Annotated in this window: 13 protein-coding genes and 1 riboswitch; of the genes, 3 read left to right on the top strand and 10 right to left on the bottom strand. The window is 72.7% G+C overall.

Annotation, left to right across the window (positions count from 1 at the left end; translation table 11 throughout):
- Positions 1–294 precede the first annotated feature (294 nt).
- Both ABTZ03_RS15450 and aceB read right to left on the bottom strand, forming a co-directional pair.
- Complete coding sequence (locus tag ABTZ03_RS15450) at positions 295–696, bottom strand: allophanate hydrolase-related protein (RefSeq protein ID WP_350513446.1); 402 nt, start codon at positions 694–696, stop codon at positions 295–297.
- Positions 697–796: 100 nt separating this feature from the next.
- Positions 797–2,479, bottom strand: a complete 1,683-nt coding sequence (aceB, locus tag ABTZ03_RS15445) for a malate synthase A (protein WP_502894475.1) — start codon at positions 2,477–2,479, stop codon at positions 797–799.
- A gap of 201 nt (positions 2,480–2,680) precedes the next feature.
- On the opposite strand from aceB, the gene ABTZ03_RS15440 reads away from it, so the two are divergent.
- Entirely contained in the window at positions 2,681–3,478 is a 798-nt protein-coding gene (locus tag ABTZ03_RS15440; protein WP_350513445.1) for an IclR family transcriptional regulator, read from the top strand.
- A 162-nt stretch (positions 3,479–3,640) separates the two neighbouring features.
- On the opposite strand, the gene ABTZ03_RS15435 is transcribed toward ABTZ03_RS15440, so the two are convergent.
- Both ABTZ03_RS15435 and ABTZ03_RS15430 read right to left on the bottom strand, forming a co-directional pair.
- A complete protein-coding gene (locus ABTZ03_RS15435; protein WP_350513444.1) occupies positions 3,641–4,957 on the bottom strand; it encodes a glycoside hydrolase family 16 protein in 1,317 nt (438 codons plus the stop codon).
- An 8-nt stretch (positions 4,958–4,965) separates the two neighbouring features.
- Positions 4,966–5,073, bottom strand: a riboswitch (cyclic di-AMP (ydaO/yuaA leader).
- A 324-nt stretch (positions 5,074–5,397) separates the two neighbouring features.
- Positions 5,398–6,753: an esterase/lipase family protein gene (locus tag ABTZ03_RS15430; protein ID WP_350513443.1), complete on the bottom strand. Its 1,356-nt coding sequence runs from the start codon at positions 6,751–6,753 to the stop codon at positions 5,398–5,400.
- A 246-nt stretch (positions 6,754–6,999) separates the two neighbouring features.
- Between ABTZ03_RS15430 and ABTZ03_RS15425 the strand changes: the two genes are divergently transcribed.
- Positions 7,000–7,329, top strand: coding sequence for a phenolic acid decarboxylase (locus ABTZ03_RS15425; RefSeq protein WP_350513442.1), 330 nt, complete (start codon positions 7,000–7,002; stop codon positions 7,327–7,329).
- 129 nt (positions 7,330–7,458) lie between these two features.
- Here the strand turns inward: ABTZ03_RS15425 and ABTZ03_RS15420 are convergent, their stop codons facing one another.
- The gene (locus ABTZ03_RS15420) at positions 7,459–8,610 is read right to left on the bottom strand and encodes an alpha/beta hydrolase (protein ID WP_350513441.1); all 1,152 of its coding nucleotides are present in this window, start codon (positions 8,608–8,610) and stop codon (positions 7,459–7,461) included.
- Between the two features lie 98 nt (positions 8,611–8,708).
- Positions 8,709–9,389, bottom strand: coding sequence for a TetR family transcriptional regulator (locus ABTZ03_RS15415; protein ID WP_350513440.1), 681 nt, complete (start codon positions 9,387–9,389; stop codon positions 8,709–8,711).
- Positions 9,390–9,526: 137 nt separating this feature from the next.
- Here ABTZ03_RS15415 and ABTZ03_RS15410 point away from each other — a divergent pair, with 137 nt between their 5' ends.
- Complete coding sequence (locus ABTZ03_RS15410; protein WP_350513439.1) at positions 9,527–10,291, top strand: SDR family NAD(P)-dependent oxidoreductase; 765 nt, start codon at positions 9,527–9,529, stop codon at positions 10,289–10,291.
- 227 nt (positions 10,292–10,518) lie between these two features.
- On the opposite strand, the gene ABTZ03_RS15405 is transcribed toward ABTZ03_RS15410, so the two are convergent.
- From ABTZ03_RS15405 to ABTZ03_RS15390, 4 genes are all read right to left on the bottom strand, one after another.
- The gene (locus ABTZ03_RS15405) at positions 10,519–11,490 is read right to left on the bottom strand and encodes a phosphotriesterase family protein (RefSeq protein WP_350513438.1); all 972 of its coding nucleotides are present in this window, start codon (positions 11,488–11,490) and stop codon (positions 10,519–10,521) included.
- Positions 11,487–11,978 carry a carboxymuconolactone decarboxylase family protein gene (locus ABTZ03_RS15400; protein ID WP_350513437.1) on the bottom strand — a complete coding sequence of 164 codons (492 nt, stop codon included), beginning with the start codon at positions 11,976–11,978 and terminating at the stop codon, positions 11,487–11,489. The genes ABTZ03_RS15405 and ABTZ03_RS15400 overlap by 4 nt, the downstream gene beginning before the upstream one ends.
- A gap of 17 nt (positions 11,979–11,995) precedes the next feature.
- The gene (locus tag ABTZ03_RS15395) at positions 11,996–12,580 is read right to left on the bottom strand and encodes a DUF4865 family protein (protein ID WP_350513436.1); all 585 of its coding nucleotides are present in this window, start codon (positions 12,578–12,580) and stop codon (positions 11,996–11,998) included.
- A gap of 65 nt (positions 12,581–12,645) precedes the next feature.
- Entirely contained in the window at positions 12,646–13,212 is a 567-nt protein-coding gene (locus ABTZ03_RS15390) for a TetR/AcrR family transcriptional regulator (RefSeq protein WP_350513435.1), read from the bottom strand.
- Positions 13,213–13,286: the final 74 nt, after the last annotated feature.

The following is a 13,286-nucleotide window of genomic DNA, read 5'->3' as shown; positions in this document are numbered from 1 at the left end:
GGGCGGGGGGCGCCCCGCCCCGCCCCCCCGCCCCCCCCGCCCCACTGAGGCCGGCAACGCCCAGCCCCGGTCCGTTCCCGCCCTCCGCCCGCCCGGCCGGGCGTGCGGACCGCGGCCCCGAACCCACGGCGAGGGTTCGGGGCCGCGGCGTTCACGGAACGGGGTTCAACGGACAGGATTCAGCGAACAGATTTCAGATGACAGAGTTCAGCGAACAGATGATGAATGCCGTCATCTGTTCGCTGAACTCTGTTCGTTGTCAGCTGTTCGTTGTCAGCTGTCAGCTGTTCGCCGTCAGGCCGTGCGCCCGAGCGTCGCCAGGTAGGCGCGCCAGCCGCCGTGGTGGGTGATCTCGCGGTGCACTCCGCGCTCGACCTCACCGCGGGCGAGCAGCATCGAGAAGCACGCCGAACCGTCCTCCAGCTCGATCACACCGAGCTCCAACTCCCGGGGCTCGCCGGGCAGGATGACGTCCCGCAGGCGCTCCAGGGTGATCTCGTACAGCTCGCCCTCGATCGCGCTGTCGACCGCCGGGTCGGACAGCAGGCCCGGGCAGACGTCCGTCCCGCCGCTGTGGTCGATGGAGAAGAAACGGTAGCCCGGAGCGGTGCGGGCCGGGCCGATCAGGGCGTCGGCGACCTTGGCGTGGAACGGGCCACCGACCATCGCCTGGCCGTTGAAGAAGATGCGCGCCATCTCTGAACTCCTCAGGTGCAAAAGGCCGTTCCGCACGGCGACGAGAGGACAGGTGGATTCGTCGCCGTACGGAACGGAGTTGGGGGGAAAGGGGTGCCGCTCAGCCGAGCAGCGGCAGGGCCGGGAGGGTCAAGAAGTCCGCGAACTCCTCGGCCAGGGCGACCTGCTCGAAGAGCTGGGCGGCCTCCCGCCAGCGGCCGGCCTCGTAGGCCTGGTCGCCGAACTCGGCGCGCAGCTCGGCCAGTTCGGTGGCGACCAGGGTGCGGACCAGCTCCGAGGTGGCCTTCTCGCCGGTGTCGGCGAGCACCACCCCGTTGTGGATCCACTGCCAGATCTGCGAGCGCGAGATCTCGGCGGTGGCGGCGTCCTCCATCATGTTGAAGATGCCGACGGCGCCGAACCCACGCAGCCACGCCTCGATGTAGCGGAGGCCCACCTGGACGGCGTTGTGCAGCCCCGCGCGGGTGCAGGTGCCCCCGGCGCCCGCGATGTCGAGCAGTTCGGCGGCGCCGACCGGCTCGGCCGGTCCCGGGTTGTCCTTCTGGTTCGGCCGCTCGCCGAGCACCGCGTCGAAGGAGGCCCGGGCGACCGGGACCAGGTCCGGGTGGGCGACCCAGGAGCCGTCGAAGCCGTTGCCGGCCTCGCGGTCCTTGTCCGCCTTGACCTTCTCCAGGGCGGCGGCATTGACCTCGGGGTCCTTGCGGCTGGGGATGAACGCGGCCATGCCGCCGATCGCGTGGGCGCCGCGCCGGTGGCAGGTCCGCACCAGCAGTCGGGTGTAGGCGGCCATGAACGGCGAGGCCATGGTGACGCTGTTGCGGTCCGGCAGGATGTAGTGCTCGCCGGCGTCGCGGAAGTTCTTGACGATCGAGAACAGGTAGTCCCAGCGCCCGGCGTTGAGGCCGGCCGCGTGCTCGCGCAGTTCGTGGAGGATCTCGTCCATCTCGAAGGCCGCGGTGATGGTCTCGATCAGCACGGTGGCCCGGACGGTGCCGTGCGGGATGCCCAACTCGGCCTGGGCGTGGGTGAAGACGTCGTTCCAGAGCCGGGCTTCGAGGTGGCTCTCGGTCTTCGGGAGGTAGAAGTACGGGCCGGAGTTGGGGTCCTCGGCACCCTTGGCGAGCAGCCGGGCGGCGTTGTGGAAGAAGTACAGGCCGAAGTCGACGAAGGCGCCGGCCACCGGGACGCCGTCGACCAGCAGGTGGTTCTCGTCCAGGTGCCAGCCGCGCGGGCGGACCACGACGGTGGCGAGTTCGGCGGCGGGCTTGAGGGCGTAGGCCTTGCCGGCCGAGCTGGTGAAGTCGATCCGGCCCTCGAAGGCGTCGATCAGGTTGACCTGCCCGCTGACCACGTTCTCCCAGGTCGGCGAGGTGGCGTCCTCGAAGTCGGCGAGCCAGATCCGCGCCCCGGAGTTGAGCGCGTTGATGACCATCTTGCGGTCGGTCGGGCCGGTGATCTCGACCCGGCGGTCCTGGAGGGCGCGCGGTGCCTCGGCGACCTTCCAGTCCCCGGCCCGGACGTCGGCGGTCTCGGGGAGGAAGTCCAGCGTGCCGGTGCGGGCGATCTCCGCCCGTCGGGTCCTCCGCCTCGCCAGGAGCTCCTGCCGGCGGCCCTCGAAGGCGCGATGGAGGCCCACGACGAAGGCGACCGCCTCCGGGGTGAGCACCTCCTCCGCCCGGTGGACGCGCGGTCCGGCGACAGTGACGACCGGAGCGGCGAGAGAGGAGGTGATTGGGGGTACCCCCGGCCGGAGGCTGGGGGAGGGTCCCTGATCTGCAGCCATGAGCAGGACACTCCTAAGACGGTTGAGCCTGACGAAGGGAGCTCCGGTGGGAACTTCCTGGGGAACTTCCTCGATCGTTACCCGCCTGTCGGCGAGTTCGATTCTGTAAGGTGGAGACTAGTTTCCGCGATACAGAATTTCAACGGTTTGTTGAAGAGGTCGCCGGGACTCTACTCCTCCCCGACAGCGAAGGGAACGCCGGTGGTTGCGACCCCCGACACAGCATCGACGACAGGCGCCGACCGCGCGAGCGGCGGCGTGCAGTCCGTCGAGCGCGCCTTCCAACTCCTGGAGGCGCTGGCCGACTCCGGCGGGATCGCCACCCTCAGCGAGCTCTCCAGCACGTCCGGCCTCCCCATGCCGACCATCCACCGACTGGTCCGCACCCTCGTCCAGCAGGGCTACGTCCGCCAGGACACCGCGCGCCGCTACACCCTCGGCCCCCGGCTGATCCGGCTCGGCGAGACGGCCGGCCGCCTGCTCGGCAGCTGGGCCCGCCCGTACCTGGCCGAGCTGATGGAGGCCACCGGCGAGACCGCCAACCTGGCGGTGCTGGAGGGCGGCGAGGTGGTGTACGTCGGGCAGGTGCAGTCGCGGCGCTCGATGCGGATGTTCACCGAGGTCGGGCGGCGGGTGCAGCCGCACTGCACCGGCGTCGGCAAGGCGCTGCTCGCCCAGCTGCCGGAGGACGAGGCACGCGCGATCCTGGGCCCCAACCCGCTTCCCGCGCACACCGAGTACACCCTCACCGACCCGCAGCAGCTGATGGACCAGCTCGCCGAGGCGCGCGAGCGCGGGTACGTGGTCGACGACCAGGAGCAGGAGATCGGCGTCCGCTGCATCGCGCTCGCGGTGCCCGGCGCGCCGACACCCACCGCGTTGTCGGTGTCCGGCCCGGAGGCCCGGATCCGGGCCCTGGAGGAGCAGGCGGGGGAGTCCGCGCTGGTACCGGTGATGCACCAGATCGCGGCCCGGCTCGGGCAGGTCCTGGCGCCCTGACCTCCGGGTCCACTGACGTGATGCCCCGTCAATTCATCTGCACAGCACGGGTGGAGACGCAAGAACCGGCAGCCGCCCGACCTCGGGGAGGTCGGGAGGCTGCCGGTTCCTGAGAGCGGCTGGTCCTGGGGGTCGGCTGGCCTCGACGGCCTACGCGACGGCCTAGCGGTAGACGCGCACGTAGTCGGCGGAGAAGCTGATCGGGGTGTTCCCCTGCGGCGCCGGGTGGTACTTTCCGGCGCTCACCGAGAGGTTGAGGATCAGGTACGCCGAGAAGTTGGCGCCCACGCCCTTGTTGTCCGAGTACACCTTGACGCCGTTGACGTACCAGTCCACCGAGTTGGCGCCGTAGTAGGTGCCGATGGTCACCCACTGGTCCGCGGCGACGGCCTTGGCGTCGGTGTAGTACTCCGGGTTGCTGGGGTTGACGTGGTTGGTCAGCTCCAGCAGGTTCGGGTTGTCCGGGTGGTACTCGAAGGAGTCGATCTCCCCGTTGCCGTTCTTCCAGGTCCACAGGGCGGGCCAGGCGCCGGCCACGGAGGGCATCTTGACCCGGGCCTCGGCGTAGTCGCCGGTCTTGACCTGGAAGCCCTCCGCGGAGCCCTCGGTGGTCAGGAAACCGGTGTTCCAGGACTGCTGGCCGTTCTCCAGGGCGGGCCCGCCCGGGGTGGCGGTGAAGGTGGCGACGCCGTTCGCGACGGTGACGTTGTTCTTGTTCAGCCAGTCGAGCTTGTTGTCGCCCGGGTTGTGGTTGCCGTACTTGTACGCGGTGCTCTTGTCACCGACCCAGCGCTGGCCCCAGGCGATCGGGCCGTTGAACTCGTCGGACCAGGTCAGCGACTTGCCGGCGATCGGGGAGGACGGCGCCGGGGTGCTCGGGGTCGCGGTGGCGCTCGGGGTCGGGGTCGGGGTGACGCTCGGGGAGGGCTGCGCGGTGGGGGCGGTGGTCGGGACCGGGGTCGGGGACGGCTTGGCGGTCGGGGTCGGCGCCGGGGTCGGGGTCGGCGTCGCGGTACCGGCGCGGGAGACCACCAGCTGCTGCGAGGGCAGGTTGTGCCAGGCGCCGCCGAGGTCCTGCCAGAAGCCGAACTGATTGTACGTCCCGGCGGGCAGGGTGCGCGCGCCGCTGGTGAAGCTGAACCCGCTCGGGCATATCTGCACGTTGCTCGCGTTGCCCGGGAAGTCCAGGTTGGTGCCGCGGGCGTCGCGGACGCCGACGCCGACGGTCTTCGCGGTGACGCAGGACGAGGAGTGCAGGGCCAGCGAAGCGGTGGTGGCCTGGCCGGCGACCATGGCGGCGGGGGCGAGCCGGTCCTGGGTGACGGTCGGGGCGGTGGCGGCCTGGGCGCCGGACGGCAGCGCGAACAGGCCGGCGCCGGTGATCGCGATCGCGCCGGTGGCGGCGAGGGCGGCGTTACGGCCGCGGTGGGAGGGACGGGCGTGGCGGGGCGCGCGACGGCGCCCGGCAGGCTGGTGCATGGCGGGTCCTCTGCGACGCCTGCGAGGTGAGCTGTCGGATTCGGGCTGCAGTTGCCCGGCCGCCTGTGGAGCGGCTTCACCCCTAGCCACGGCCCGCACGCTGGTGCGTACGGGCCGGGCGCTGACCTTGGTTCCCCCGCTCCCGTCCGCTGTGGTGCTCGAGTGCCCGCCGGCGGGTGGACGGGACTCGGCGTCCCGGCGGCGGGGTCCGCGACGGCGGACGACCGTTGCAGGCTAGGCAGTCCGTCCGTGAACGGACAACTGGATCCGGCCGGTTGTCGCACAGCTCACAGTGGTGTCGATCAACGACGCTGCGTGGTCGGCGAGTTGATCAATCCCCGGGCGGTGCCCGGAGGCTCACCCAAGGGCTCGACCGAAGTTCGACCGGGGACTCGGCGAAGGGATCAGCCAAGGGCTCGGCCAAGGGCACGGCCGGAGCTTCAGCCGAGCCAGGCGGCGACCTGGGCCTCGGCGTCCGGCGCCCAGGCCAGCTCCAGGTGGTTGAGCCCGGTGAGCAGCCGGGTGCCGCCGACCGTCGCGATGCCGGTGGTGTCCAGGGCGCTCGCGGTGAACACGATGCCGTCGCTAGGTCCGCGGTTCTCGTTCAGCACGCCCGGGATGTCGGCCGACCCGCCCGCGAGGAGGTAGGTGGGCACCGAGGCCGGGATCCCGGCCCGCTGGAGCGGCGCGATCAGCGAGCCGGCGTCGACGGCCGCCTGGATGCCCTGGCCGGAGGTGTAGAAGCCCTGGCCGCCGTAGTAGGTGGTCCACCAGTCCTGGGCGGTGGTGTCCACCCCGTAGGTCGCGTCCCAGCGGGCCAGCAGCTGGCGCTGGCCCGGGTAGCAGTCGCTGCCGCCGGTCGGCAGCACGCCGAGGCAGGGCTGCGCCGTGTACGTTCCGTAACAGGTCATGTACAGGTGCGGGGAGGGCGCGTTGGCGGTGCCCCCGCAGGCCGGCCAGGTGGCCAGGTCGAAGTCCCAGCCGTGTGCGTAGACGTAGTCGAGCCCGCCGTTCGGCCCGCCGAGGGTGATCAGGCGGCGCACGTCGCCCGCGTACGCCTGTCCCCGCGCCGGGCGCACCGAGGACACGTACGCCCGGGCCGCCACCTCGCCCTTGCTCCAGGCCACCACGTCGACCCGGGGGACGCCGAGCCGGGCCCGGATCAGGGCGAGCGCGTCGCCGACGGCCTGGGCCTGGAGCAGGTTGTCGCCCTGCTTGTGGGCGAAGCCGACGGCGAAGACCCGGCGGCCGGTGCTGGCCAGGTACTGGGCCAGGCCGGTGGAGGGGCAGGCGGACGCCCCACAGGTGCCGCTCTCCCCCGGGTTCGCCCAGGCCCGGTCGGCGTTGTCGTTGGCGCCGTGGACCAGCAGGACGGGCGTGCCGGTGCCGCCGGCGTCCCAGCCGGTGGCCGAGTAGAGCAGGAAGCGTGCCGAGGAGGGCTCGCCGGTGCCGAAGTAGGTGCGGCGGGCGCCGTCCTGGTCACCGCGGCCGTCGGCGGGGTACTGCTCGGGGCCGAAACCCGGGGTGGGGTCGAGGTAGCGCTCGACCTTCGCCCAGCCGTTGCCGGGGGCGGGGAAGGTCGCTTCGAGGGTGAGGGGGACGGCGGTCGCCGTGGCTGCGGTAGGGGCCGCGCCGGCGGTGGGGGCGCCGAGGAGGAGGGCGGTGAGGGTCAGCAGCAGCGCGACGAGTGCGGCGGGGACGCGTCCGGCGGGGGTCCGGGCGGGCGTCCGGGCGGGGCTCCGGGCCGGGAGCCCGGCTGCGGCGCTGGTGGGGGCACTGGTGGGGGCACGTCTCATGGGCGTGGACGGTAGGACCGGCGCGTCGTCCGTGCCCATGTGCCGGTCGCACACCGCGGGCGGCCGGGCGATGGCGGACCGTACCGTGGCGCGGGGCCGCCCGAGTCCGCCCGGTCGGATAAATTGGAACCCTGGCGTTTTCCGCGGTGCACAAAGAGCACCGAACCCGAGCCGCACGATCCGCACCGCCCGTGACCGTCCGTGACCGTCGCGGCGCACGCTTCCGAGAAGAGGTCCCGCCCCACCATGACCGCGTCCCTGCCCGCCTTCGCCGGCCGCACCTACCTCTTCCAGGTCGACAACGGCGCGGCCTTCCGCAACTCCTACTCGGCCGACGGCACCCGGCTGCGCTGGGAGGGCCTCGGCGAGTCGGCGGGCCAGTGGGAGGACGTGCGGCTGCACGTCGCCGAGGTCGCGCCGGAGATCTACTTCGTCAGCTGGACGGAGCAGAGCGGGATCACCGTCAGTCATGTGATGGACCTCAACGCGCTGACCGTCCGGGCCTTCTGGACCTTCGAGGGCGAGGGCGGCCGGGTCGGCCAGCTGCACACCGGGACGCTGGAGCGGGTGGCCTGACCGGCTCCGCGCCGAGCATGCGATGAACCCCCGGAGCGCCATCGGCTGGCGCTCCGGGGGTTCATCGTGTGCTCGGCGCCGGCTCGCCTGAGGGAAGCCTCGTCCGAGGGGGGCGTCGCCCGAGGGGCGTCAGACGGTGTGGCCCGGCTGGGCGGGCACCTTGAGGTGCTGGGACAGCCACTCCAGCGAGGACGGCAGCAGCGTGCTCCAGGTCTCGAAGTTGTGGCCGCCGTTCTCCAGCATGCTGTACGAGACCTTCATCGGGCTCTGGACGGCGTCGACGAACGCCTCGGTCTCCTGCCGGTAGTTGCCGTCGCCCTTCTTGGTGCCGGCCAGCAGGACCGAGACCTCCGGCTGCGGCAGGTTCTTCAGCCGCCACATCAGGTTGGCCTCGTTGCGGCGCTGCTTGCTGCCGCCGAAGAGGTCACCGGTGGTCGGGTCGTCGGCGGCGTCGTAGTAGCCGGAGAGGGAGACTGCGGTCGGGAACACGTCCGGGTGGCGCATGGCCATCTTGACCGCGCAGTAGCCGCCGGTCGAGTTGCCCATGAAGGCCCAGGCGTGCGGATCGGTCGAGACCCGGTAGCTGGCCTGGATCGCCGAGGTGACGTCCTTGGTGAAGTACGTGTCGGACTGGGCGCCGCCCGGAATGTCCTCGCACTCGGTGTCCTGCGGCAGGGCGGGCGAGGGCTGCAGCATGATCATGACGGTCGGCTGCATCCGACCCTCCTGCAGCAGCTTGAGCGCGGCGCCGGGGTAGTTGAAGCGGGTGATCAGGTTCTCGGCGATTCCCGGGAACCCGGTGCTGACGATCACGGCCGGGAACTGCCGCTGCGCGTACTCGGGTTGGAAGTACTGCGGCGGCAGGTAGACGAAGCCCTCGGTGGAGAGCCGGCTCTCCTTGCCGTCGATCCGGACCTTGCGGATCTCGCCGGACTGGCCGGGCTCACGGCCCATCGCGCCGCCGCCCTTGACCGACGCCTGGCCGATGGTCTCCACGAGCAGGCGGCCGGAGGCGTCCGCCTTGTTGTGTATGACCACCGGGCCGGTGCTGCCGGTACCCAGCAGGTCGTCCCAACTGCTGTAGAACGCGAAGTAGTTGTTGGCCACCAGGCCGAGCGCGGCGAGCACCGCGAGCTGGGTGGTGAGCAGCGCGCCGATCCGGCCGAGCACCGCCTGCCAGCTCTTCCTGGCGAGTCTGGGCCACAGCCAGACCGTGCCGACCATCATCACGACCGCGATCAGTACGGCCAGTGCCAGCACCTTGTGGCTCGTCAGACCCATGTCCCAGTTGCTCCCACGCCTCGAACTCCGCGCCCCCTCCGCTCAGGGACATCCGAGGCGATCACCCCGGTTCCCCCACCGGGGCACGAGGACCAACCCTAGCGGGAGCTGGGAGGAAGCTGATCGGCGGCTGTGCGGCTGCGGCCGTGGGGCCACGCCTCGGCCGTCCGACCCCAGAGCCGCAGGCCCGCCGTGAGCTCGCGCATGCAGCGGGCACCGAGGTCCTGCGGGGAGCCCGGGCCGGTCACCGGCGCCTCCGAGGCCGCCCACTGCTCCAGGGCCACCCGGATCGCCGCGGTGGCCGCGGCGGCGGCCAGCCGGATCTCCAGCGGGTCGGCGCCTTCCGGGCAGCGGTCGGCCAGCACGGACCGCAGCCGCTCCTCCGACGCCGAGTGGACCCGCTGCCAGGTGCCGTCCAGCCGGGGGTCGCGCAGCAGGCTGCGGGTCCAGTGCATCGCCTCGACGGCGCCGTCGTCGGCCGGGGTCAGCGACTCGACCGCCGAGCGCTCCAGCGCCTCCCGCAGCGGGAGCTCGGCCGGGCTCTCGGCGAGCAGGTCCACCCAGCGCTGCCCGCCCGCCGCCAGCAAGGGGGCGACGGCGTCCTCCTTGACGGAGAAGTACCGGTAGAAGGTGCGCAGCGAGATGCCCGCGGCGGCGGCGATCTCCTCGGCGGTGGTCGCCTCGGCGCCCTGCTCGGCGAAGAGCGCGGCGGCGGTGCGGGCGATCTCCAGCCGGGTGGCATCACGGCGGCGCTGGGTCAGGGTCGGGCGTCCGGTCACAGGGGTCAGCGTACGCACTCGACGATCAGCATGGCACGTCGCGCCGACATGTCACATCAAGCCTTATTGGCACAACGTGCCATCCAGGCGTACCGTGCCTCTTGAGGTCGAGAGACCACGAACGAAGGAGAACCACCATGGAGCGCTTCAGCGGACGGAACGTCCTGATCACCGGCGGCGGCTCTGGCATCGGCCAGGCGACCGTGCACCGGATCCTCGCCGAGGGCGGGAAGGTCGTCGCCGTCGACGTCAACGAGGACGGCCTGAAGAAGACCCTGGACCGCGCGGCCGCCGACGGCACCGCCGAGCGCCTGACGATCCAGGTGCTGGACATCTCGGACGAGGCCGCCGTGGCGGCGGGCGTCGCCGAGGCGATCGCGGGCCTGGGCGGCCTGGACGTCCTGGTCAACGCGGCCGGCATCCTGCGCTCCTCGCACACCCACGAGACCACCCTGGAGTTCTGGAACAAGCTCCTCGCGGTCAACCTGACCGGCACCTTCCTGATGACCCGCGAGGCGCTCCCCGCGCTGCTCACCGACGGCCGGGGCGTGGTGGTCAACTTCAGCTCCACCTCCGCGAGTTTCGCCCACCCCTACATGGCCGCGTACGCCGCGACCAAGGGCGGCATCCAGTCCTTCACCCACGCGATCGCCTCGGAGTACTCGAAGCAGGGCCTGCGCGCGGTCTGCGTCGCGCCGGGCAGCATCGACAGCGGCATGACCAACAACCCGGGCCTGCCCGCCGACGCCGACTTCAGCCTGCTCGGCAAGCTCTCCCCCGCCCTCGGCCAGGGCTTCGCAGGCCCCGAGACGGTGGCCGGCGTGATCGCCATGCTGGCCTCCGACGACGGCGCCTTCGTCACGGGCACCGAGCTCCGCATCGACGGCGGCACCCACATGTGAGCCCGCGGCCGTGAACCCTCGGTCCGGCTGTGAACCGTGGGTCCGGTTGTGAATTCTGGGTCCGGACGACGGCGGGGCCTGTGCCATCCCCCATGGGGCACAGGCCCCGCTCCATGGGCGCACGGGACGGTTCAGCGGTCAGCGGTCAGCGGTCCAGCGGTCCAGCGGTCCAGCGGTCCAGCGGTCCAGCGGTCCAGCGGTCCAGCGGTCCAGCGGTCCAGATGCTCTCAGGGCGTGCGCCAGTCGACGGCCAGGGCGACCGCCGGGTTGGTGACCAGCAGCCGGTCGGGCAGCTCGGGCCCGAAGGTGCGGGCCAGCCGCGGGGCGAGCTCGGTGAGCAGCCGGACCGGGCCGCCGGCCGCGCGGGCCGTCCGAGTGGTGGTGTCGGCACCGAGCAGCAGGCGGTCGGCGTGGCCAGCCTCGACCAGGTCGGCGATCAGGTCGAAGGCCTGGAGGTCGTCGGGGTGACCGATCCTGGAGGGGCTGTCCAGGGCGAGGAACACGCCTTCGGCGGCGAGGCTGCGGTGCACGGACCGGTCGGTGAAGCGGGTGAGGTGGCCGAGCACGATCCGGTCGGGGCTCACTCCGTGGCGTCCGGAGAGCCGGTCCAGGAGGCCGTGCGGGTCGCCCGCGGGTTCGAGGTGGACGGCGATCGGGGCGCCGGTGGCGTGGTGCGCCTCGGCGGCTGCGGCTGCCGTCCGGCGGGTGTGCTCGGTGAGCGGGCCCGCGTCGTCGGCGATCTTGATCAGACCGGCCCGGACGCCGTCGACGGCGCCGCCGGGGAGACCGGGGAGAGCAGGGAGACCGGTGGTGAGCTCGGTGACGAAGCGCTCGGCCAGGTCGGGGGACGGCACCGCCCCCGGGACGGCGTGCGAGGTGGGGCCGGGGAGACGGCCTGCGGGGTAGTGGGCGGCCTGATGCGCGCCGGTTGCGGCGACGAGGTGAACGCCGGTCGCGCGGGACAGCGCGGCGAGGGACTCCGCGCCGCGGCCCATGCCCCACGGGGTCCACTGGACGAAGGTGCGACCGCCGGCCGCGGCGTAGGCGCGCAGCACGTCCTCGGCGGCGGCCGGGTCGTCCAGCTCCTGGCCGGGGAGCAGGGGGCTGCGGATGAAGAGGTGGTCGTGGGAGTCGGTGGCGCCCAGCTCGGCGGGGGCGAGGTCGCCGAGGACGGTCCGCACCGTGCGGGTCGCCGTCATGCCGCGTCCTCCGTCCCGGTGCCGGCTGCCCCGGTGCCGGCCGAAGCGGCCGCGAAGGTCGTGGTGGCGACCCGCAGGCCGGCCAGGGCCTTGGGGACGCCGACGTACGGGGCGAGGTGGACGATGACCTCGGTGATCTCCTCGCGCGTCAGCCCGATCCGCAGGCTGTTGCGGACGTGGTCGGCGAGCTGCGGCTCGACGCCGCCGAGGGCGGTCAGCGCGGCCAGGTTGGCGATCTGCCGGTCGCGCAGGGCCAGGCCGGGGCGCTGGTAGGTGCCGCCGAAGAGGCTGGTGACGATCCAGTCGGGGAAGCCGGGGGCGAGCGCGTCCAGGCCACCGAGGGTCTCGGCGGCGACCGGGCCGCCGAGCTCGGCGAGCAGCGCGTAGCCGGCTTCGCGGTCGAGGGCGGCCGGGGCGAGGTCGGCGGGGGCGAGCGAGGCTGCGGCGACGTCGGCGGGGGCGGGCGGGGGCAGGGGCGTGGCGGGCATCGCGGGGAGGGGACCTTTCACCAGTGGCGACCGGCCGGCAGCCGGTCGAGTTCGGGGCGGGACAGGTGCAGCACCCGGTAGCGGGTACCGGGCACGTCCTCGGGGGCCGGGCCGTGCCAGAGGGCGAACCTGAGCAGTTCCCAACGGCTGGGGTCCACGGCGACGACGGCGGTGTGCAGGGCGGGGTGCGCGTGCTGCGCGGGGAGTTCGGCCAGCGCCCGTTCGACCACCTCGGCCGGGTCGGCGGCCTCGGGGAGCCGCACGGTCGTGCGGGTGGCGGTGGTCGGAGCCTCGGTCCGGCTGCCCTCGGCCAGGCCCGCGCCGAGCCAGTGGTGGACGACGGGGCGGCCGAAGTCGGCGCTCAGACCTCGGAAGCCCGGGCCCCAGAGGAATCCGTTCATACCCTCGGCGGTGCGCCAGAGGTAGAACGGCGCGTACTGGTTGACCGGCGAGCCGTCCTGACCGCGCTCGCGGACCAGGTAGGCCTTGAGGCCGAGGCCGGGGTGGGCGTCGAGCAGGTGGCCCTTGTCGGCCACGCGCTTGCGGATGATGCCCATGTCGTAGTCGGCGGGGAGGGTGATCTCGTACTGCATGGCGTGCACGGCGGGACTCCCGGGCTCGGCGGGCTTCAACGGTGGTTCGGCCCGCAGTCGGCGGGCTTCGGTCGTCAGGCCCGGCGGTGGGCGGCGAGCAGGCCGAGGGCGCCGCGGACGGCCTGGTCGAAGGGCTCGGCGCTGTCCGCCGCGCGGGCCAGGACGTAGCCGCCCTGGACGACCGCGACCACGGCGGCGGCGGTGTCCGCCGGGTCGAGGCCCGGGGCGAACTCGCCGTGCGTCTGCCCCTCGGCGACCAGGTCGGCGATCCGGCCGCGCAGCCAGTCGAAGGTCTCCTCAACCGGGGCGCGCAGCTGCGGGTCGGCGACCACGTCCGGATCCTGGGCCATCCGGCCGATCCGGCAGCCGCGCAGCACCTCGCGGTCGCGCTGCAGGTAGGCGGCGATCCGGTCGTACGCGGTGCCGGGGGCGGCCAGGTCGGCCTCGGCGATGCCCCGCATCTGCTCGGCGCTGCGGCGAAGGGCGGCGGCGGCGAGGTCGGGCTTGCCGGTGAAGTGGTGGTACATGCTGCCCTGGCCGACGCCGGAGCGCTGCTGGATGGCCTTCGGGCTGGTGCCGACGTAGCCGCGCTCCCAGAGGAGTGCCTGGGTGCTCTCGATGAGGCGGTCCTGGGTGCTCATGGCCCCACTGTACATACCAGTAGGTACAGAGGGAAGTGGTTTTCCTCGCCGGGCGGGAGCAAACAGTGGGGGCA

It is taken from the genome of Kitasatospora sp. NPDC096077, assembly GCF_040303245.1.
Taxonomy (GTDB): Bacteria; Actinomycetota; Actinomycetes; order Streptomycetales; family Streptomycetaceae; genus Kitasatospora.
Note: the sequence above shows the minus strand (reverse complement) of the source record. Positions and strands in the feature narration are given on the sequence as shown.

What these genes read in the sequence shown, in the direction of transcription:
- ABTZ03_RS15450 (WP_350513446.1), bottom strand. Translation starts at nt 696, where the DNA reads ATGGCGCGCATCTTCTTCAACGGCCAGGCGATGGTCGGTGGCCCGTTC.
- aceB (WP_502894475.1), bottom strand. Translation starts at nt 2,479, where the DNA reads ATGGCTGCAGATCAGGGACCCTCCCCCAGCCTCCGGCCGGGGGTACCC.
- ABTZ03_RS15435 (WP_350513444.1), bottom strand. Translation starts at nt 4,957, where the DNA reads ATGCACCAGCCTGCCGGGCGCCGTCGCGCGCCCCGCCACGCCCGTCCC.
- ABTZ03_RS15430 (WP_350513443.1), bottom strand. Translation starts at nt 6,753, where the DNA reads ATGAGACGTGCCCCCACCAGTGCCCCCACCAGCGCCGCAGCCGGGCTC.
- ABTZ03_RS15425 (WP_350513442.1), top strand. Translation starts at nt 7,000, where the DNA reads ATGACCGCGTCCCTGCCCGCCTTCGCCGGCCGCACCTACCTCTTCCAG.
- ABTZ03_RS15420 (WP_350513441.1), bottom strand. Translation starts at nt 8,610, where the DNA reads ATGGGTCTGACGAGCCACAAGGTGCTGGCACTGGCCGTACTGATCGCG.
- ABTZ03_RS15410 (WP_350513439.1), top strand. Translation starts at nt 9,527, where the DNA reads ATGGAGCGCTTCAGCGGACGGAACGTCCTGATCACCGGCGGCGGCTCT.
- ABTZ03_RS15405 (WP_350513438.1), bottom strand. Translation starts at nt 11,490, where the DNA reads ATGACGGCGACCCGCACGGTGCGGACCGTCCTCGGCGACCTCGCCCCC.
- ABTZ03_RS15400 (WP_350513437.1), bottom strand. Translation starts at nt 11,978, where the DNA reads ATGCCCGCCACGCCCCTGCCCCCGCCCGCCCCCGCCGACGTCGCCGCA.
- ABTZ03_RS15390 (WP_350513435.1), bottom strand. Translation starts at nt 13,212, where the DNA reads ATGAGCACCCAGGACCGCCTCATCGAGAGCACCCAGGCACTCCTCTGG.